Annotated in this window: 14 protein-coding genes; 3 read left to right on the plus strand and 11 right to left on the minus strand. The window is 62.8% G+C overall.

Annotated elements, in window-relative coordinates; translation table 11 throughout:
- Nucleotides 1–142: 142 nt before the first annotated feature.
- From ACVWVP_RS06500 to pbpC, 5 genes are all read right to left on the minus strand, one after another.
- The gene (locus ACVWVP_RS06500; RefSeq protein ID WP_178918456.1) at nt 143–700 is read right to left on the minus strand and encodes a DUF4136 domain-containing protein; all 558 of its coding nucleotides are present in this window, start codon (nt 698–700) and stop codon (nt 143–145) included.
- A gap of 45 nt (nt 701–745) precedes the next feature.
- Nucleotides 746–1,348, minus strand: coding sequence for a DUF4136 domain-containing protein (locus tag ACVWVP_RS06505; protein ID WP_176999427.1), 603 nt, complete (start codon nt 1,346–1,348; stop codon nt 746–748).
- Nucleotides 1,349–1,372: 24 nt separating this feature from the next.
- Nucleotides 1,373–2,122 (minus strand): methyltransferase, encoded by a 750-nt coding sequence (locus ACVWVP_RS06510; protein WP_457404831.1) that lies wholly within the window; start codon nt 2,120–2,122, stop codon nt 1,373–1,375.
- A complete protein-coding gene (locus ACVWVP_RS06515; protein ID WP_176999429.1) occupies nt 2,115–2,423 on the minus strand; it encodes a MazG-like family protein in 309 nt (102 codons plus the stop codon). The genes ACVWVP_RS06510 and ACVWVP_RS06515 overlap by 8 nt, the downstream gene beginning before the upstream one ends.
- Nucleotides 2,424–2,571: 148 nt before the next feature.
- A complete protein-coding gene (gene pbpC / locus ACVWVP_RS06520) occupies nt 2,572–4,884 on the minus strand; it encodes a peptidoglycan glycosyltransferase PbpC (protein ID WP_259172585.1) in 2,313 nt (770 codons plus the stop codon).
- Between the two features lie 251 nt (nt 4,885–5,135).
- On the opposite strand from pbpC, the gene ACVWVP_RS06525 reads away from it, so the two are divergent.
- On the plus strand, nt 5,136–5,429 hold the full coding sequence (locus tag ACVWVP_RS06525; protein ID WP_017527871.1) for a hypothetical protein: 294 nt from the start codon (nt 5,136–5,138) through the stop codon (nt 5,427–5,429).
- Nucleotides 5,430–5,566: 137 nt separating this feature from the next.
- Here ACVWVP_RS06525 and ACVWVP_RS06530 read toward each other — a convergent pair whose 3' ends face one another.
- A complete protein-coding gene (locus ACVWVP_RS06530; RefSeq protein ID WP_457404836.1) occupies nt 5,567–10,465 on the minus strand; it encodes an alpha-2-macroglobulin family protein in 4,899 nt (1,632 codons plus the stop codon).
- A gap of 296 nt (nt 10,466–10,761) precedes the next feature.
- Between ACVWVP_RS06530 and ACVWVP_RS06535 the strand changes: the two genes are divergently transcribed.
- Nucleotides 10,762–12,099, plus strand: a complete 1,338-nt coding sequence (locus ACVWVP_RS06535) for an MATE family efflux transporter (protein WP_457404838.1) — start codon at nt 10,762–10,764, stop codon at nt 12,097–12,099.
- On the opposite strand, the gene ACVWVP_RS06540 is transcribed toward ACVWVP_RS06535, so the two are convergent.
- The 5 genes from ACVWVP_RS06540 to ACVWVP_RS06560 form a co-directional block, all read right to left on the minus strand.
- Entirely contained in the window at nt 12,044–12,937 is an 894-nt protein-coding gene (locus tag ACVWVP_RS06540; RefSeq protein WP_457404841.1) for an alpha/beta hydrolase, read from the minus strand. The genes ACVWVP_RS06535 and ACVWVP_RS06540 overlap by 56 nt on opposite strands.
- A 96-nt stretch (nt 12,938–13,033) precedes the next feature.
- A complete protein-coding gene (speA, locus tag ACVWVP_RS06545; RefSeq protein ID WP_178918451.1) occupies nt 13,034–14,947 on the minus strand; it encodes an arginine decarboxylase in 1,914 nt (637 codons plus the stop codon).
- A gap of 143 nt (nt 14,948–15,090) precedes the next feature.
- Nucleotides 15,091–15,462 carry a translation initiation factor Sui1 gene (locus ACVWVP_RS06550; protein WP_178918450.1) on the minus strand — a complete coding sequence of 124 codons (372 nt, stop codon included), beginning with the start codon at nt 15,460–15,462 and terminating at the stop codon, nt 15,091–15,093.
- 210 nt (nt 15,463–15,672) lie between these two features.
- Nucleotides 15,673–16,209: an NUDIX hydrolase gene (locus ACVWVP_RS06555; RefSeq protein ID WP_178918449.1), complete on the minus strand. Its 537-nt coding sequence runs from the start codon at nt 16,207–16,209 to the stop codon at nt 15,673–15,675.
- A 2-nt stretch (nt 16,210–16,211) separates the two neighbouring features.
- Complete coding sequence (locus ACVWVP_RS06560; RefSeq protein ID WP_178918448.1) at nt 16,212–17,279, minus strand: DUF2333 family protein; 1,068 nt, start codon at nt 17,277–17,279, stop codon at nt 16,212–16,214.
- Between the two features lie 299 nt (nt 17,280–17,578).
- On the opposite strand from ACVWVP_RS06560, the gene ACVWVP_RS06565 reads away from it, so the two are divergent.
- Complete coding sequence (locus tag ACVWVP_RS06565; protein ID WP_178918447.1) at nt 17,579–19,249, plus strand: response regulator; 1,671 nt, start codon at nt 17,579–17,581, stop codon at nt 19,247–19,249.
- Nucleotides 19,250–20,020: the final 771 nt, after the last annotated feature.

Below are 20,020 nucleotides of genomic sequence, written 5' to 3' on the forward strand. Positions count from 1 at the left end.
CGATTTTGCAGACGCCAAAGCCCCCTGTAGGAGCTGGCTTGCCAGCGATAGCCCACCCCGGTCTACCTGAAAGACCGAGGTGCCCGCATCGCAGGCAAGCCAGCGCCCACACAAGCCGGCGCCTTCAAGGGATCTGCAGGTTTTAGTGGGGTGGGTAACTGGAGAGGATCCGGCTCACCGTGGTGCGAATGGCGTTGCTGCGGTCCTGAGGGTTCGGCGTGCTGCTCATCATCTGCTCGTCGCTGCCACGCCACACCAGCTTGCCGTCCTTGCCGTCGAGCAGGTCGATCTGGATGGTTGCCACCTTGTAGGTGATGTTGCGCGTTTCGTTGTACATCGGGCCGCCCCAGTAGCCGTTCCACGGGCCGCCCCAGGCGCCGCCGTAGTTGGTGGTGACCTGTTGCTGGCGGTCTTCAACGATCAGGTAGGCCTGCACGTTCACGTCAGCCTTGGTGCCAGGTGCAGCGGGGCGCAGGCCGCGCTGGTCAAGCTGCTCGCCCACGGCCTCGCGGATGCGTTGTTCGGTGAGGTCACTCTTGATTCGCGGGTCATCCGGGCGATATTGCAGCGCAGGGTCTTTCCAGGCCCAGCTGCGGTAGGCGCCGAAGTCGCGGCTGGCGTCAAAGTCGTGGTTAACCTGGCTGGTCTGGCAGCCGCCCAGCAATACAACGACAGCAAGTGCAGCAATGCGACGAAGCATGGTTGTTCTCCAAAAAACGAGGCGTTCTTGAGATGAGAATAGCGGTTAACTGGGCGGGTAGGCCGTCATCGCCTTTTGCACCGCTTCGCGCAGGGAATCGGCGCGTTCGCTGAGGCTGCCCTGGCTGGTGGTTTCCGCGCTGGTGCTCCATACCGGCTGGCCGTTGCGTGCATCGAACAGGTTGACCCGCACCACCGCCACCGTCACTTCATAGGTGCGCACCACCGGCACCGAGTTGTACATGCCGTAGCCATTGCCATAGCGGTTATAGCCGCCGTACCCATAGCCATAGTCGTCCTGGACTTGCTTGAGGCGTTTCTCCAGGCGCACGTCGGCGCTGACCAACAGGTCCGGCGCACGTTTGTCATGCAGGGGGCGCAGGCCGCGCTGGTCCAGAGCGCCGCTGACCGCCTCGGCAATCTGCGCCGAGTCGGCCCAGGCCGAGCCCGCCGGCAGCTGGCCGTTAAGCCAGGCCCAATTGCGGTAGGCGCCGTAGTCACGCACCGGCGCAGGATACGCGCTGGCATCGAAGGTATTCGCCGCCTGGGCCGGCGCCGGGGGAATCGGCGCCGAAGCAGCGACATAGGGGTTGGGGCTGGAACAGGCGCCCAACCCCAGGGACAACAGGATCAAACAGAGACGGCGCATTTCGACCTCCGCAGACTGGGCCGCTTAAACCGGACGGCAGATCCAGTGCAAATAACGCCCAAGTCCGGCAAAGCTTGGGTGACGACGGTGAGCGAGTTCCATCTCCAAAAGGTCCTGCAAATCGGCGCGGGCCTGGAATTCCACCGGCATATAGTCGTGGAACACCCGCACGCCGCTTTGGCTTTCGACCTGCCAAAGCCCTTCGAGTTGCGCCGCCAGCTCACGTGGATCGAGCGGTTGTTGCGGCGTGAGGCTCTGCTTCTCGCCGGCCATATCGTTCTTGCGCATTTTGCGGAAGTGGCCTTTGAGCAGGTTGCGATAAATCAACGCATCACGGTTATAGAACGCCAGCGACAGCCAGCCCCCGGGCACCGTGAGTTGGTGCAGCACCGGCAGGATCGCGTGGGGTTCGGCCAGCCACTCCAGCACGGCGTGGCACAGCACCAGGTCGTAGGGTTCGGTGAGTTGGCCGAGCAGGTCTTGCCAGGGTGCGTGGATAAAGGTGGCGGTCTGCCCGGCGTCGGCGAACCGTTGGCGCGCGCCTTCGAGCATCGGTTCGGCGGGCTCGGCCAGGGTCACCTGGTGGCCCTGCTGGGCCAGCCACAATGACATGTGGCCCAGGCCCGCGCCGATATCCAGCACACGCAACGGGCGTCTTGGCAATGCCTCGGTCAGGTCGGCTTGCAGCACTGCAAGGCGGATAGCCCCCTTGGCGCCGCCATAGATCTTCTCGGCAAAACGCGTGGCCAACTGGTCGAAATGCCGATCACTCATGGGAGAACCGCCGCTCGCTGTCGGCCAACTTGGCGCGCACCACCTCATTCATGTCCAGGCCCAACTCACTGCACAGCAACAGCAGGTACAGCACGATATCGCCAACTTCCTGACCGGCGTGGGCCAGTTTGTCAGCGGGCAACTGGCGCGACTGGTCTTCGGTCAGCCACTGGAAAATCTCCACCAGCTCGGCCATTTCCACACTGGCGGCCATGGCCAGGTTTTTCGGGCTGTGGAATGGCTTCCAGTCGTTGTTATCGCGGATGCGGTGCAGGCGTTCGGTGAGGTGTTCGAGGTTCATGCGGGGGCTCCTGAAGGTGTATAGCTTCGGGGGGATGAGCTTTGAAGGCAAGTGAACCTTTAGGCCGCCATCGCGGGCAAGCCCGCTCCCACATTTTGACCGTGTGAACCCAATCAACTGTGGGAGCTGGCTTGCCTGCGATAGCGATCTAATCGACGACGCTGAACTCCAGCCGGGCAGTTTGGCCAGCCTCATCCAGCACACTCAGTTGATAACGCCCCAATTGCTCGAAACTGGCGTTGATAAAATCCTGGTTAGCACTGTCCCCCAACGGCGCGCCATTGAGGAACCACCAACGCCGCCCACTGCCCCCCAGCGCGGAAAGCTTCAGGCGCAACGCCTGTTGGCTGCCCGCCGGCAACCGTAGTTGGTCGCCCTCACGCACGCCAACGATCGACAGCGGTGAAGACGCCGCCAGCGCAGGCGGTGGGCAATCGGGATCAGCGGCCGGAATACGGGCTTCGCGACGTTCGATCCTGGGCAGCCAAGGTTCCAACGGCGCGGGCCAGAGGGCGATATTTTTGAGCGACGCGCCTGGACAACGGGCATCAACCCGCAAGCCCTTGGCATTGACCCAGACACTTTCCATCAACCCCACACTCAGCGGTTGATCCAGCGCCTGCAGGGTCGGCGGTGTGGTGTTGTCCAGCGTCCAGGCAAAGCGTTGGCGGCGGCAGTTGGGGTCGGAGCGGCTCATGGGCTGGCCCAGCGGCCAACAGATCGCCGCCACGCCCACATTGGCCGGCACCGGCTTCACCGGGGCACTGATGCCACGCTGGCTGTCGCGGTTGGTCAGCACGTCGTGTACCTGCAGCATCAACGGCGCGGCCGAGGCCAGGCCGAATTGGCCAGGCACCGGCGTGCCGTCCGGACGGCCGATCCATACACCGATCAAGTAACGCGGCCCCACGCCAATCGCCCAGGCATCCCTGAAGCCATAGCTGGTGCCTGTTTTCCACGCCAGCACCGGGCGCTGCACCAGTTCGGCACGGGGATCGCGGTCGGGCCGGGCCTGGCCACTGAGGATGCGCCGCACAATCCATGCCGCCCCCGGTGAGAGCATCGGGCGCTCGCGCAGGACATCGTCGGGCTGCAAACGAATCGTCGCGCTCTTGCCGTCCCGCGCAAAGGCACTGTAGCCACTCACCAGGTCTTCCAGGCGGCTGCCGGCACCGCCGAGGATCAGCGCCAGGTTGGGCTCGGCCAGCGCCGGCAAGGCCAACGGCACGCCACCGATGCGCATCTGCGCGGCAAACCGCTTCGGCCCGTAGGCTTCCAGCAACTGCACGGCCGGCAGGTTCAGCGAACTGGACAATGCCGTACTCGCCGGCACCGCACCGCTGAAGCCCATGGAGAAGTTGCCCGGCCGGTAATCGCCATAGCGCCGGGGCACGTCCTGTAACAGGGATTCGGAGTGGATCAGCCCGTCGTCCAGGGCCATGCCGTAAAGGAATGGCTTCAAGGTCGACCCAGGTGAGCGCAAGGCGCTGACCATGTCCACATGGCCAAAGCGCTTGGCGTCGTTGATATCCACCGAGCCCAGATAGGCGCGCACGGCCATGCTCTCTTCTTCCACCACCAGGATCGCGGCCGAAGTGTGCTCCGGTAAACGCGCGCGCCAGCCCAGCAGCAGGTCTTCAAGACGGCGTTGCAGGGTGGCGTCCAGGGTGGTGCGGATCAACGGCGGGCTGTCGGGGCGGTTCAAGCGTCGAGCCAGCAAAGGCGCCAGGCTCGGCTCCAGGCGCGGCGCGAGCAGCAGCGGTTCTTCCAGGGCTTCGTCGACGGCCGACTGCGGCCACACCTGGAATTCGGCGAGACGGCGCAGCACTTTGTCGCGGGCTTCCTGGGCGCGCTGGGGGTGACGGTCCGGGCGCAGGCGGCTGGGGCCTTGGGGCAATACGGCGAGCAAGGCGGCTTCGGCGTGGGTCAGTTGGGCCGGGGACTTGCCCAGGTAAGCCCAACTGGCCGCGGCCACGCCCTGCAAGGTGCCGCCGAACGGTGCACGATTGAGGTACAGGTTGAGGATCTCGTCCTTGGACAGGTGCCATTCCAACTGCGCGGTACGCCACAACTGGCGCAACTTGCCGTGAAAGGTGCGCGAATGCGGATCCAGCAGCCGCGCCACCTGCATCGACAACGTACTGCCGCCCGACACCACCCGCGCGCCGGTGAGGTTCTGCCACGTCGCCCGCACCAGCGCCAGCGGGTTTACCCCGGGGTGCTGGTAGAACCAGCGGTCTTCGTAGGTCAGCAGCGCATCGAGGTAGTAAGGCGAGACTTCACGGCTTTGAATCGGGTAGCGCCATACGCCGTTGGCATCGGCGAAGCGCCATAACGGTGTGCCATCCTCGGCCAACACCACCCGGGCCAGGTCATCCTTGGGCAGGGGCAAGGGCCAGATGCGGTCGGCGAGCCATAGCAGGGCAACCAGCAGCAATACACTGCCCACCGCCCAACGCAAAACCTGTAGGAGCCGGCTTGCCGGCGATAGCGATAGCGGTGGCGTTGAGACAGTTAGCAGATGTGTCACCGATCCACCGCCATCGCCGCGGTGCGACGTTTCGACAAGCCCGCTCCCACATTGAACCGAGTACACCCGTGATAAAGGAAACCCATGTTTAAACCGTCAAACCTCTATGCTGGTAGGGAACTAGCCTGTCGCATTAACAACCAAAGGCACAGATACGCCCACCTTCTCATCAGGACACACATATGCAGGTAGAAAGCTTCTTCGAATGGTTGGGCCAGGCGCTCGGCTCCGTCATCCGTTTTATCGTCGACGGGCTCAGCGGTTTGTTCGGTGCCTTGACCCACGCTGGCGGCAACTTTATCGAAGGCCTGTCGCGTACGTTGGGTATGGACACCTCGATCATCAGCATCCTTACACTGATCATCGGCCTGATGCTGCTGTACTCGGCCGTGCGCGCGTTCATGCGGGCGTCGATCATCATGGGGATCATCTGGTTGATGCTGGGGTTGTGGCTGCTGAGCTGGGTGGTGCACTAATCTCAAAACACCGCAATCCCCCTGTGGGAGCGGGCTTGCTCGCGAAAGCGGAGTGTCAGTCAGCTAATCTCATACTGACACACCGTCTTCGCGAGCAAGCCCGCTCCCACATTAAGACCCATTTCAAATAGAGATCTTCATCGCCCTTTGATCACCAAGTCGGCCGGGGTTTCACCCACCGCCTGCCAGTTCGGCCGGTACATCGACTCCACCTGCGGCGGCGGCACCCGGTAAGTACCTGGCGTTACAGCCCGTGCCAGGTACAGCAGGTGGGTCGTGCCGGACTCTTCCAACTTCAGCGCCGCCACGTAGCGGTCATCGCGGAACTCCTGGTGCTTGGGGGCCGCATTCTGCATCGACTCGCGCCATTCCTTCACTTGGCTGCTGGCGTTTTCCAGGCTGGCGGCGCTTTGGGCGAGGTTCTGGTTTTCCAGCTCAAGGCCCGCCGGCAGCAGGTCTACCACCAAAGCATCCGGCACGCGCTGTTTGGCGCTCACCGCTAAATGCACCAGCACCAGGTCACCGCTGTTGAGGTTGCGCAGGTTCAACGGCTGGCCATTCATGCCCAGGTATTCGCGACGGATGCTCAAGTTATCCCCACCCGCAGTCGGAGGCACTTGTGGATAACCCGAGATCGTCAGTTGTTGATACACCGGTGCTTCGCCTTTATTGCTCAAGCTCAGGTCGCCGGACAACAACTTGCCTTCCAGCTCCAGGGTCGATTGCTGGTTATTCAGCTCATGCACACCGCCGCTGCCGTCAAGCGTCACGCTCCAATTCGCGTCCGGCTTGGCAAACCCCAGGCGCCCGGCGAGGAACAGCGAGTTGCGCTCCTGGGTCGACAGGTACGGGCTGGCCGCCAGCAAATCCGAGAGCGTAAACAGGCGCTCCTCACGCTTGCCCTTGGCCAGGTCGTTCTCCTCCAGCAGCGCCAGGATCATCGCCTGGTCGCGCAAGGGGCTGCCGTAGTCGGCGAGCCATTCCTTGGCGTTGCGCTGCACCCCCAACCCGGCGAGCAAGGCTTGGTCGGCCCGTGGCTGATCACCCATTTTCTGCAGGGCAATCGACAGCTGTACCAGCGGCAAGCCTGAGCGTGCATCGCTGCGCCGTTCGAACAGGCTGCGCAATGCGCCCAGCGGCGCCTGCTGGCTGCGCGCCAGGACCATGCCGGCGTAAGCTTGCACGGCAAAGCGGGTGTGGTCGGCGTTGTCGCTGTAGTCGACTTCGATCAGGTTGCGTTCCTGCACATAACGCAGCAAGCGTTCGCTGGCCTTCTTCAAGGCCTCGGGCGGCACGGCAAAGCCCTGGTCGCGAGCGCGCAGCAAGAAGTCAGTGACATAGGCGGTCAACCAATATTCTTCTTCGCCATCGGCGCCCCACAAACCGAAGCTGCCGTTGTAGCGCTGCATACCCAGCAGGCGCTCAATGCCCAGCTCAATCTTGCGTTTGCGTTCAGTGTCCGACTCGCCTTTGATCGCCAGTTGCTTGAGCAACGCATTATCGGCATACAGCGAGGGGTACAAACCGCTGGCAGTCTGCTCCAGGCAGCCATAGGGGTACGCCTTGAGTGCACTGATCTGCGCGCCGAGGTTCAGCGGCGGCCGGCTCGAAAGGCTCAGCAGCGCCTCACGACCCGACGCATCGAATTGATCCAGGGTGCCGGCTGGCAGGTTCCAAGGCTGATCCTTGAGCACCGCACGGTAGTGCTTGAGCAACGCCGGATACGCCGGGCGCACGCCCAAGGTCCATTCGCGGCTGAACGGCGGCAGGTTTTCACCCGGCAGGTCCAGGCCATTCACACTGACCTTGACTTTGCCCTGCCCCAACCCGCCCCACGCCTTGACCGGGATGCGCAGCGTGGTGCGCTGGCCTTGTTTCAACTCCACGGTCTGCGCAGCACTGTTGACCAGCTCCAGCTGCCCTTCAGTCGTCAGTTGCACATCGAGCTTCTGTGCCTTGCCCGACAGGTTGGACAGGTCCAGCGCCAGGGTGGTCTGGTCGCCACCGGCCAGGAAACGTGGGGCCGACAGCTCGGCAATCAGCGGGGCGGCAATCACCGTCTTGGCTTCGGCCATGCCGTAGCGATCGTCGCTCCAGGCCTGGGCCATCAGGCGCAGTTCGCCGTTGAAGTCGGGGATGTTGACGCTGACTTCACCCTCGCCCTTGTCATTCAACGTCACCGGCGCGCTTTGCAGGGCGACGATGGTCACACTGGTGTCCGGGCGCTTGCCGCCCTTGGCCAAGGCGGCATCGCCGCCGAACGCCAGGCTGGCCAAACGGCCCTGGCCGGCTTCGATCAACTGGCCATAGATGTCGAACTGGTCCACGCCATAAGCCTTGCGGCCGAACAGGCTGGAATACGGGTCCGGTGTCGGGTATTCGGTGATGTTGAGGATGCCCACGTCCACCGCCGCCACCAGCACATGCACCTGTTTCGGCACGCTGCCATCGGCATTCCTGGCGGCGACCTTCACCGTCAGCGGTTGTTTGGGGCGCATTTTTTCTGGCGCGGTGAGGGTCACGCCGAGCTTGCGCTGGGTGCGGTCCAACGGCAGGTGCAGCAGGCCAACGGCACGTTTCGGCGTGATATTGGCCTTGCGCTCACCGGGGCGGATGACCAGAGCACTCACATACAGGTCATGGCGCGACCATTTCGGGTCAAGCTTCACGGCAAAGCTTTTGCCTTCGGCCGGCACATCGATTTCCTGCCACCACAGCGGTCCTTCGGCAGACTCCACCAGCAGGTAGCCTTTGCCCGCCGCGGGCGGGGTGACGGTGACGTTGGCGGTATCGCCGTCGCCATAGGCAGGCTTGTCCAGCGCCAGCTTGACCTGGTCGGGGCGTACGGCGCCGCCTTCGGTGTTGTCCTGGGCCTGGTAGCCGGCCCAGAAGCGCAGGCTGCTGATCAGCCCGGTCTGCGGGTCTTCGACCTCTACACGGTACGGGCCCCACTCCACCTGGAAGCTGACCTTGGCGGTGTCGCCGGCCTTGATGTTCAGGGTCTGCTCATCAAGGTTGAGGAATTTCTCGTTGAAGTGGTAACTCCAGCCATCGTTGTCGGAGTAGTTCCAGTAGTAGTCGCGGCGCTCGCGCACCAGGCGCACCTTGAGGTTTTGTGCGGCGAGTTTCTGCCCCTCCTGGTTGGCCACCAGCACTTCGAATTCCGCCGGGCCATCGCCATTGGTTTCCTTGCCGTCAAACAGCCCACGCAGGCCCGGCAGTTGCTCGGCCGGCCAGATAGGCTGCACCAGGCGCCGGGTGATCGGCCGACCGCCCGACTCTTGCAAGCTGGCCTGTACGATCAATTGCAACGGCGATTTGACGTGGGCCCACTTGCTTTCCAGGGTCAGGTCTTCCTGGCCCTTGGCGTCGAGCACGCTTTCGTCCAGTTCGAAATCCTGGCTCAGTTCCTCTTCGGTGATGGAGCCGAACTGGTAACCCGGCAGCGCCTTGACCGCCTCGCGCAACGGCCGCACGTAAACCTGGCCGCTGACCCGGTTACCCGAGGCCGGCGCACCGTAGAGGTAGCGACCGTTGACATGAATCACCGGGTTGTCCGCCGGGCTCAAGGCGGTGTCACTCCCCTTGAGTTCCAATGCCAGGCGTTCGGGCAGGAAGTCTTCAACGAGGAATTCATACAACTGCGGTTTGCCGTCGCCCAGGTCGAACACCAGTTGCCAGCGCCCGGTCGGCGCTTCGCCCGCCAGTTGCAGTTGGTATTGATAGAGGCCGGAGGCATCGGAGTCCCACACGAACTTGCGGCTCACCTGCTCATCCGGGCGGCGCACTTCGACGCTCACCGGTTGCGGCTTGACGGCATTGCCGTCCTTGTCACGCAGCAAGGCGTTGAGCAGTACCGTTTCGCCGGGGCGATACAGGTCACGCGGCCCGAACACAAAGAACTGCAAGGGGTGGGAGGGCTGGCCGCCGATGTCGAACTCGGCGAGGTCCAGGGCAGCACTGTCGAGGCGCAGCATGCTGGTCTGCTCGCCCTGCTTGGCCAGCAGCACGCGCGCTTTTTTCGGCAACGGCAACTCGGCGTGGCCGCCTTTCTCGGTTTTGCCCTGGCCGAGTACACGGCCTTCGGAATCGAGCACTTCGAGGTCAACGCCATCCAATGCCTTGCCGCCTTCCAACGCCTGGGTGAACACATCCAGGCGATTGGCGTAGCGGTGCACCGACAGGCCGATGTCACTCAAGGTGAACAGCGTGGCCGGCTGGGAATAGTTGTAGGTGCCGGAAGCGCGCATCACCGCCAGGTAGACACCCGGCTCCTGCAGTTGCTTGAGGCCGGCGATCGGCAGCAGCAGGGTTTCGCGCGTGTTGCGGGCCGGGTTCAGGTCGAAACGCCCGCCATAGACCAAGTCGGCCATCGGCAGCAGTTCACGGGCTTCATAACTTTGCAGGCTGGTGTTGCGCCCCCACTGCGCCAGGAACATCGGCAGGGAGCCGGGTTTGACGCGGAAGAATTCGACATCGATCTTGTCGACGTTCAGCGCGATCACCGGCAGGCCTTCGGCCAGGCGGGTCGGCAGCAGGGTGCCACGGCTGGCGAAGCCGACGGTGGCTTGCAGGTCACGGGTTTCCAGGCGGTCGTTGTAATCGGCGGCAAGGGTGTTGCCGTTGACCGCCTTGAGCCCGGCATCGACCGTGAGCACCAGTTTGCGCTGGGGCTCCAGGTGGCGCAGGCGCAGTTCCATGAGATTGTCGGAGACTTCCCAGGCGCCGTCGACCTTGCCGGACTTGCTGTCCACCAGATGGAGTTTGTCGGCGAATTTCTGATCGGGATCCAGGGGAATGGAAAAGCTCACGGAAAGGGTGCTGGCGCCGTCGAGCTGTACTTCGGACACGTCCACCACGCTCAACTCACGCCCGGCGTAGCGCTGCTTCAGCGCCGCCACATCCACCGCCGCCTTGACGGGCGTGGGCGCAACGGTTACCGCCGCAGGCGCGGTCGGGGCAGCCGGTTTATCGGAAGAATCGCAGGCGCTCAGCAGGGCCAGCGCGCAGGCCAGGAACAATCCTTTGTTAAGCATGAGGCACTCGTAGTGAGAGGGTCCGAGGGATGAACTATATATCAGCCCGTGGGCGGCCGATGTGGTGCTGGTCACATTGACCGACGGAGGGTGATTTGGTTCTTTGCAAGACGTAAAGCCAAGCCAAATCCCACAAGTAGTGAGGAGACCTGTGGGAGCTGGCTTGCCTGCGATGACGGTCTTTCAGCCACATTTTTACTGGCTGGCCCACCGCCATCGCCGGCAAGCCGGCTCCTACATTGGTTCTGCGGTGTGATGGAGGGGCGGTTACAATGCTGCTCCACCGAGGAGCCTTGATGACTGCCCTGCTGAACGACTGGCGCCACCGCCCTACCCATCGCCGCGTCTGGGCCCTGGCCGCGCCGATGATCCTGTCGAACATCTCGGTGCCGTTGGTGGCGCTGGTGGACAGCATGGTCATCGGCCACCTGCCCCATGCCCATCAGCTGGGTGCGGTGGCGGTCGGCGCCAGCCTGTATACCTTCCTCGCCTGGGCCATGGGCTTCCTGCGAATGGGCTCCACCGGTTTTGCCGCCCAGGCCGCCGGGCGCAATGACGGCGCGGCGCTGCGGCAGATCCTGCTGCAAGGCCTGATTCTGGCGCTGGGGCTGGCGATGCTGTTGGGCACGGTGGGCATTCCCTTGAGCCACCTGGCACTGGAATGGATGCAGCCCTCCCCCGAACTCAACGCGCTTACCCGCGAATTCTTCCACACCCGCCTGTTCGGCCTGCCCGCCGCGCTGGCCAGCTATGCGTTGGTCGGCTGGTTCCTCGGCACGCAAAACGCCCGCGCACCGTTGGCGATTCTGCTGACCACCAACCTGGTGAATATCGCCCTGAACCTGTGGTTCGTCCTGGGACTGGACTGGGGCGTCGTCGGCTCGGCGCGTGCGTCGGTCGTGGCCGAATGGACCGGCGCCCTGCTCGGCCTGGCCCTCACGCAAAAGGCGCTGCGCGCCTACCCGGGGCATATCGCCTGGGCAGCGTTGAAAGTCTGGGAGAGTTGGCGCCCGCTGCTGGCGGTGAACCGCGACATCTTTATCCGCAGCCTGGCGCTGCAGTCGGTGTTTTTCATGATCACGGTGCAGGGCGCACGCTTGGGCGATGCCACCGTGGCGGCCAACGCGCTGCTGCTTAATGGCCTGCTGCTGACCGCCCACGCGCTGGACGGGCTGGCCCATGCCGTCGAAGCCTTGTGTGGCCACGCCATCGGCGCCCATGACCGCCAATCCCTGCGCCGTTCACTGGTAGTGGCCGGGGGTTGGTCGTTGATCGCCAGCCTCGGGTTTGCCTTGCTGTTCACCTTCGCCGGGCACCTGTTTATCGCTATGCAGACCGATATCCCCAGCGTGCGCGAAACGGCTGACATTTACCTGCCGTATCTAGCGGTGCTGCCGTTGATTGCGGTGTGGAGCTACCTGCTGGACGGCCTGTTCATTGGCGCGACCCGCGCGCGGGAGATGCGCAATGGCATGTTGCTCACCGTGGCCCTGACGCTGCCATTCGCCTTGGCGTTGCAGGGCTTGGGCAACCACGGGCTGTGGATCACCTTCCTGTTGTTCATGGCCCTGCGCAGTCTTACTTTGTGGGCGATTGCGTGGCGCTTGAACCGGCAGGATCAGTGGCTTGGATAAACGCCGTAACGCGGTCCAGTACCGGCGCCAGCCAGCGTAACGGCCGGGAGATTGAAGCCACCAACGTCGCGTGGCTGGTCTTGGTGAAATAAGACACTTGGACTGGCACACCTGCGGCGCGCAACTTGCTCGCCAGGCCACCGGTGTTACGCGTTGGGTTGACCAGCTTGTCATCGGTTGACGCGAGCAACAGCGCAGGCGGCGTGCCGGCGCTCACATGGTTGATCGGCTGGGAGTCGGGCGGCGAGTTCGGGAAGAAGAACACCGGCCGCACGTCCCGGTTCTCAATCGGCAGGAAGTCATACGGCCCGGCCAGGCCGATCCAGCCTTTGAACACCGAAGGCGACAAGCCCACTTCATTCAGCCAGCGTGCATCCAGCGCCAGCATCGAGGCGTTGTAGGCGCCAGAGCTGTGGCCCATCACGTAGAGCTGTGCTGGGTCGGCGCCGAACTCAGCGATGTGCTTGCAGGTCCAGGCCACCGCTTGGGCGCCGTCCTGGAGAAAGGCGGGGTAACGCACTTGCGGGTAGAGCCGGTAGTCGGCGATGACGACGACGATGCCGCGTGAGGCCAGGGCTTCACCGACGAAACCGTAGTCGTCCTTTGAGCCGCTGTTCCAACTGCCGCCATAGAAAAACACCACGACCGGGGCATTGGAGATCGCCGGGACGGGTCGGTAGATATCGAGTGTCTGCCGAGGATCAGCGCCGTAGGCGATGGCGGAGGTTTTGGTGAAGGTACTGGAGGGGGTGAGTGTATTGAGCACATTGATGGGGGAGCAGGCCGCAAGGAATGCGGTGAGTGCCAGGGTGAATGCTTGCAGGCGTTTGCTCGACATCTTTCAACCCTCACACAGAAGGTACTACCAAGATGGAGATCCAAATGTGGGAGCTGGCTTGCCAGCTCCCACAATTTAGATTTATGTCAGCTCAGATTATGAGGACAGGTACGACGAACGGGTCAGGCCCAGGCGTAGCGCGTCGAGGAACTGGGTACGCTCACTCGCACTGATCTTCGCGCTCGCACACTTGTCACGGTAGTGCGTCATCAACTCCTCCGGCGACAAGTGCACGTAGCGCAGCATGTCTTCGATGGTGTCGTGGGTCTCGATCCCGGCGCTGTACACCGAGCCATCTTCACGCTGGTAGATGTTCACCGAGTCGGTGTCACCAAACAGGTTGTGCATGTCGCCCAGAATCTCCTGGTAAGCCCCTACCAGGAAGATACCCAGCAAGTAGTCCTCGCCTTCGTTCAACGCGTGCACCGGCAGGCTGGTCTCGATGGACTGCTCGTCGACGTACTGCTTGATCTTGCCGTCGGAGTCGCAGGTCAGGTCTTGCAGTACGGCACGGCGCAGTGGCTCTTCGTCGAGGCGGTGCAGCGGCAGGATCGGCAATACCTGGCCGATGGCCCAGGTGTCCGGCAGGCTCTGGAACACCGAGAAGTTGCAGATGTACTTGTCGGCCAGCTTGTCGTTGAGCTCGTCCAGCACCTGGCGGTGCGAGCGCTGGCGGGCTTTCAACGAGTTGTGCAGGCGGCGGCACACAGCGAAGTAGCACTGTTCGGCCAGGGCTTTTTCCGCCAGGGTCAGCTTGCCATCGGCGTACTGCGCGGCCACGTCGCTCATGTAGTGGGTGGCGCGCCAGTAGGTTTCGGTGACCATCTCGATGTCGGTCGGGCCGAGCAGGTCTACCAGCCATTGCACGGTTTCCGGCAAGGCTTCCTTGTTCTCGATTTCCGGCACGTCGTCGTTGTGTTTCTCGACGTCGGTGACTTGCACCACCAGCATGGCGTGGTGGGCGGTCAGGGAACGGCCGCTTTCGGAGAAGATGTTCGGGTGCGGCAGGCTCTGCGCGTCGCAGAATTCCTTGAGCATACCCACGACTACGCCGGCGTAGTCGTCCATGTCGTAGTTGATGGAGCTGGCGTTACGCGAGTGCGTACCGTCGTAGTCCACACCCAGGCCGCCGCCGACGTCGATGTGATCCACCGGCAGGCCGAGGTTGCGCAGTTCCCCGTAGTAACGGATGGCTTCCTTGAACCCGTGCTGGTAGTCCGCCAGGTTGGCGATCTGCGAGCCCATGTGGAAGTGCAGCAGGCGAATGCCCTGGTCCAGGCCTGCGGCGCGGAAGCGCTCGACCACGGACAACAGTTGCGCCGCCGACAGGCCGAACTTGGACTTCTCGCCACCGGTGTCTGCCCACTTGCTCGACGCCAGCGACGACAAACGCACGCGCAGGCCCACCTGTGGCTTGACCTTGAGGCTCGCCGCCTCTTCGATCACCAGGCCGACTTCGGATTCTTTCTCGATCACGATGAACACGTTGTGGCCCAGCTTCTGGCCCATCAGCGCCAGGCGAATGAACTCACGGTCCTTGTAGCCGTTGCACACGATGGTGCCGCCCTTCGGCGCCAGGGCCAGCACGGCCAGCAGCTCGGGCTTGGAGCCGGCTTCCAGGCCAATGGAAACGTTCTGGGTAGCGATGATGTTCTCGATCACCGCTTCTTGCTGGTTCACCTTGATCGGGTACAGCGCGGTGTACTTGCTCTGGTATTCCAGGCGCTCGATGTTCGCATCGAAGGCGCCGGTCAGCTGGCGTACACGGTCTTGCAGGATGTCGGGGAAGCGCACCAGCAGCGGCAACGACAGGCCGCTCTTGCGCAGCTCGTCGACTTGCTCGTACAGGTCGACGGGCGTGCTGTTCGGGCCGTTCGGACGGACTTCAACGCGACCGGCATCATTGATCGCGAAATACCCGGCCCCCCAATGGCGAATCCCGTAAACACTGCGGCTGTCCGCAACTGTCCATTGGCTGCCATCGTCTTTGCGTGTGCGTCGTACGGACATCGAAGTCCCCTATAAATGAAGTCGAAGGCACCGCCCCTCTCTGAGGCTGGCGCAGTCTAAAGAATGAAAATGACGATTTGCCTGCGTGGAAGGTAGGACCCCACACGCAGGACAGAGTTTAGACACAGGTCGGGAAGAGGCTTTCAGCCGCCGGACTTCTTGGCCTTGTACCCGAGCTTGATCAGCTCGGCCAACAGCAACTCGACGTGATCGCCCTGGATCTCGATGACGCCGTCTTTCAACGCACCACCGGTGCCACAGCGCTTTTTCAGCGACGTGGCCAGTTCTTTCAGGGCATCCTCGGCCAACGGCACGCCGGTGATGGTGGTCACCGTCTTGCCGCCACGGCCCTTGCTCTCGCGTCGCACGCGGGCAATACCGTCGCCTTGGGGGATCAGGGTCTGTTTACAGGTACACGAATCCACGGGCTGACGACAGTCCGGGCAGTGTCGACCTGCGTCGGTGGAAAATACCAGGCCACCAAGGGCGGCGAAGGATGCGGCTTTTTTGGCCACCGGCAATCCTCTTGGGAGGACAAAGACTGATCGGCCCCTGCGAAGAGGCGACCGACCGCGAAGCCCCACTCAGGCAGGGGCAGCGCTACCGTACCACCCGGCTCCCACAGTTATTACGGGGTGGCGCTGGGTGGTTCGGGTGAAAAGTCGCGCAGTGTAACGGCAAAAAGCCCAGTTGCTAAGAGCCAAATGGCGCCAATTTATGCAACTTTAGCGACGTGAAGCCAGATAACGCCGCAACCCCTCTTGAGCGTCCGGGCAATAAGGCTTGTGTTCGGCCTCCTGCAGGACAATTTCAAGGGGTAGAAAGCGCGCTTCCATGACTTCTTCGGGCTGCAGGCGCAGGGGGCCATCCCAGACCGCCGAGTAGGATTTGCACCACAGCCGGCTGTCGCCATCCTCAAAATAGAAATGGTCGTGCTCGGTCAACACCACCCCGCCGACGCCCAGCTCTTCTTCAAGCTCACGGGCTGCCGAATCGGCGTAGCTCTCGCCGGCCGCCACCATCCCGCCCGCCGCCGTGTCCCAGAACCCGGGGTACATGGCTTTGCTCAGGGTGCGCCGATGCACACACAGCTCACCGGCTGAATTGAACAGGAAGATAAAGGTGCAACGGCCGATCAGGCCGCGCTGGCGCAGGTCGGCGCGAACCAGGGCGCCGAGCAGGTGGTCCTGCTCGTCGACCCAGCAGATCAGTTCAGCATCGGAGGCTGCACGGTGTGCGGCCTCTTTTTGAGTGGCGTCCATCATCAACCCTGGTTGAGGAGCTGACGCAAATCGATCACTGCCGCGTTGGCCCGGGAAATGTAGTTAGCCATGACCAGCGAGTGGTTCGCCAGCACGCCGAAACCACTGCCGTTAAGAATCATGGGGCTCCACACCGGCTCCTGCGAGGCTTCCAGCTCACGAATGATCTGGCGCACGCTGACGGTGGCATTCTTCTTGGCCAGTACATCGGCAAAGTCCACTTCAATGGCACGCAGCAAGTGAGACAAGGCCCACGCCTGGCCACGGGCCTCGTAGAACACGTTGTCGATCTGCATCCATGGGGTTTCGACCACTTCTTCATCGACCTGCGGCACTTCACCCGGGGCCAGGGCCTCGGTTTTCAGCGCCGTGTTCAACTTGACGCGGCCCACGCTGGCCGACAGGCGTTGCGACAGCGAACCCAGGCGCGTGGCGACATCACCCAGCCAGTTGTTCAGGTTGTCGGCACGCGCATAGAACAATGCGCCCTTCTGGTTCGGGTCCGACAAACGCGCTTCGTAGCGGCTCAGGGAGTTGATGCCTTCCTGGTATTCCGACTCGCTGGATGGCAGAACCCAGCTCTTGTTGTCGAAGTTGAAACGCGGCTCGGCCTTCGCCAGGTCAGCGTCTTCAGCCGACTGCGACTGCGAACGGGCGAAGTCTTTGCGCAGGGCGCGGGTCAGGTCGCGCACCTGCACCAGCACCCCGTATTCCCAGCTCGGCATGTTGTCCATCCACAGGCCCGGCGGGAAGCGGTCGTTGGAAATGTAGCCACCGGGTTTGTTCAGCAAGGTGCCGACCACGGTCTTGAGGGTTTCGACGGTGGTGAAACCCACCACCATCTGCTTACCGTCCTTCTCGGCGGCCAGCTGGGCGTTCTGCTGGACCGGGAACAGCGCCGGTTCTTCGCTCCAGTACCAACCCAGGGCGCCGGTCACCAACAGGTACAAACCCAACACACTGAGCAAGGCCTTGCTCATCAGCAGGTTGCGAAAATAGCTGCGGTTGGCCGACTTGGGCTCGGGGGCGGGGCCTTTGGCAGTGCCTTCGCGGTTTTTCCAGTCCAGCATGGCGATATCCTTTCAATCACTTGAGTTCATGCACGTCAATGGTCCGGGTGCGTTCACACACTCGGACCACAACCCTACCCCATCGTGCCCATCGGTGCGGCGGTTTTAAACGAAAGTGGCATGGGGAAGAGGTTCGACTATAAAGGATGCACGCTTTTTACGCAGCGCGACCATGAGGTCAAAAACTGAATCACACAGACACGTACTTAATTGACGTATGACACTCATGTAACAGAAAAGAGGTGCTAGCATAGAGCCATCAGTCGACCTCAGCATGCACCCTAACTAGTAGTCAGGATATGACCGAGCCAGAAGACCCCAGCCGTGAGCGTCTCAAGCACCATTTTGCCCAGCGGGTAATTCATCAGGCACGTCAAATTCTTGAGATCTGGCAGCGCCTGCAACGCAGTGAATGGTCGAGCGCAGACCTGTCCGAACTCAGCGAAGCCAACCTGCGCCTGCTGCGCTTTGCCGAGCGCTTCGAACAACCGGAACACGGCCAGTTGGCGCGGCATATTGGCGAGTCCCTCAAGGCGGTGGATGAAAACCGCGGCCGCCTGAGCAGCCAGTTGATCACCGAACTCAACCGCTTGATGCAGCGCCTGTCCCGCACCGGCCTGCGCCAGGGCGACCAGCTGGAACAGACCTTCCTGCCGCCGATGCGCAAACCGATCTACGTGATGCTGGCCGATCACGACCGCGCCGAGCGCCTGGCCAAGCAACTGGAATTCTTTGGCATGAGCGCCCATTCCCTGGACAGCGTGGCGGCGTTCCGCGCGTCCATGGCCGAGCGCCTGCCTTCGGCGATTGTCATGGACGTGGACTTCTGCGGCGCCGGCCTGGGCCTCACACTGGCCGCCGAAGCTCAGGAAGGCCTGGAGCAGAAGCTGCCGCTGCTGTTCTTCAGTCTGCACGAAACCGACACCCCAACCCGCCTGGCCGCCGTGCGCGCCGGGGGACAGGAGTTCCTCACCGGCACGCTGGAAGCCTCAAGCCTGCTGGAAAAAATCGAAGTGCTGACCTGCGTCGCCCAGTACGAACCCTACAAAGTACTGATCATCGACGACTCCCGGGCCCAGGCATTGCACACCGAGCGCCTGCTCAACAGCGCCGGCATTGTCACCCGCACCTTGATCGAGCCGATCCAGGCCATGGCCGAGCTGGCGGACTTCCAGCCCGACCTGATCATCCTCGACATGTATATGCCCGCCTGTACCGGCACCGAACTGGCCAAGGTGATCCGCCACAATGACCGTTATGTCAGCGTGCCGATCATCTACCTGTCGGCCGAGGACGACCTGGACAAGCAACTGGACGCCATGAGCGAAGGCGGCGACGACTTCCTCACCAAGCCGATCAAGCCGCGCCACCTGATCACCACCGTGCGCAACCGCGCCGCCCGTGCGCGCAACCTGAAAGCACGGATGGTGCGCGACAGCCTGACGGGCTTGTACAACCATACCCATATCCTGCAATTGCTCGAAGACTGCAGCTTCCGCGCACGCCGCGAGAATAAGCCGCTGAGCTTTGCCATGCTCGACATCGACCACTTCAAGCGGGTCAACGACAGCCACGGCCACCCCATGGGCGACCGCGTGATCAAGAGCCTGGCGCTGTTTCTCAAGCAGCGTTTGCGCAAGACCGACTATATCGGGCGCTACGGCGGTGAGGAGTTCGCCATCGTGATGCCCGACACCGACCTGGAATCGGCCTGCAAGGTGCTGGATGAAATTCGCGGGCGCTTTGCCGAAATCCACTACCCCGCCCAGCCGCAGGATTTGTGGTGCACCTTCAGTGCAGGCCTGGTGGAGCTGTGCGACGGCTCCGACAGCCTGATGATGGCGGCCCAGGCCGACGAGGCGCTGTACCGCGCCAAGGATGCCGGACGTAACCGCGTGCAAGCCGCACGCACGTCAAAGCAAAGTGCCACCTTTTCACCGGAATCCACTGATTCCGTCATAACCCTGTAATGAAAACGCAATAACTTCAGGCACTTATCTTTTGCTGTCGGTTGAAACCACGCATGCGCCTGAAGCTGCTGACCAATCTCAATACCCTCCTTCTAGTGGCCGTGTGCCTGGCACTTGGGGCGACACTCTGGTGGTCGCAACGGGCGCTGGAGCGGCCGTACCTGCTGATGGAACGCTACCTGGGCCTGTCCCAGAATTTTCAGAATCACGCCGCGCGCAACATCGACGACTACCTGGCCAGCGGTGACGCCCTGCGCTTGAGCAGTGCCAGTCAAAGCCTGGAAAACCTGTTGCAGCACCTGGACGATTTGCCGGCCGACCTGGCGCAAAGCCTGCGCCCTAGCCTGGTGGACCTCGATGGCTTCAGCAAAACCGACCTGCTGGCCGCCGGCAAGCTGGCGGGCGACCCGCAAGCCTTGTTGTTGCAGGCCGAACGTGAACTGGGGGCGAACCTGGAGCAACTGAGCCAGTACGCCATCGGCGTGAATACACCTGAAGCGGCGCGCTATCTGCCGCCGCTGTTGGCGGCCTCCCAGCATGTGGGCAAGTTGTCCCTGGCCCGCGACAAGCTGGTGAGCAGCGGGCGTGCCGAACTGGCCGATGACGTGGAACGCGAGATCACCAGCATCCGTGCCCAGGCCGACCTGCTGGCGCAGCTACCGCTGCTGGGGGTGACCGCCGCCGCCGAATCAAGCAGCGATGATTTCTCGGCCATGATGGGCCTGGAAAACAGCGAAAAAACCGTCGCCCAAGACACCGGCGTCGACCTCA

Source organism: Pseudomonas sp. TE24901 (genome assembly GCF_054058375.1).

Bases quoted from the DNA above. Each gene is read 5' to 3' on its own strand.
- ACVWVP_RS06560 (WP_178918448.1), bottom strand. From the start codon at position 17,279: ATGCTGGACTGGAAAAACCGCGAAGGCACTGCCAAAGGCCCCGCCCCC.
- ACVWVP_RS06535 (WP_457404838.1), top strand. From the start codon at position 10,762: ATGACTGCCCTGCTGAACGACTGGCGCCACCGCCCTACCCATCGCCGC.
- speA (WP_178918451.1), bottom strand. From the start codon at position 14,947: ATGTCCGTACGACGCACACGCAAAGACGATGGCAGCCAATGGACAGTT.
- ACVWVP_RS06530 (WP_457404836.1), bottom strand. From the start codon at position 10,465: ATGCTTAACAAAGGATTGTTCCTGGCCTGCGCGCTGGCCCTGCTGAGC.
- ACVWVP_RS06505 (WP_176999427.1), bottom strand. From the start codon at position 1,348: ATGCGCCGTCTCTGTTTGATCCTGTTGTCCCTGGGGTTGGGCGCCTGT.
- ACVWVP_RS06555 (WP_178918449.1), bottom strand. From the start codon at position 16,209: ATGGACGCCACTCAAAAAGAGGCCGCACACCGTGCAGCCTCCGATGCT.
- ACVWVP_RS06525 (WP_017527871.1), top strand. From the start codon at position 5,136: ATGCAGGTAGAAAGCTTCTTCGAATGGTTGGGCCAGGCGCTCGGCTCC.
- ACVWVP_RS06540 (WP_457404841.1), bottom strand. From the start codon at position 12,937: ATGTCGAGCAAACGCCTGCAAGCATTCACCCTGGCACTCACCGCATTC.
- ACVWVP_RS06500 (WP_178918456.1), bottom strand. From the start codon at position 700: ATGCTTCGTCGCATTGCTGCACTTGCTGTCGTTGTATTGCTGGGCGGC.
- ACVWVP_RS06565 (WP_178918447.1), top strand. From the start codon at position 17,579: ATGACCGAGCCAGAAGACCCCAGCCGTGAGCGTCTCAAGCACCATTTT.
- ACVWVP_RS06515 (WP_176999429.1), bottom strand. From the start codon at position 2,423: ATGAACCTCGAACACCTCACCGAACGCCTGCACCGCATCCGCGATAAC.
- ACVWVP_RS06510 (WP_457404831.1), bottom strand. From the start codon at position 2,122: ATGAGTGATCGGCATTTCGACCAGTTGGCCACGCGTTTTGCCGAGAAG.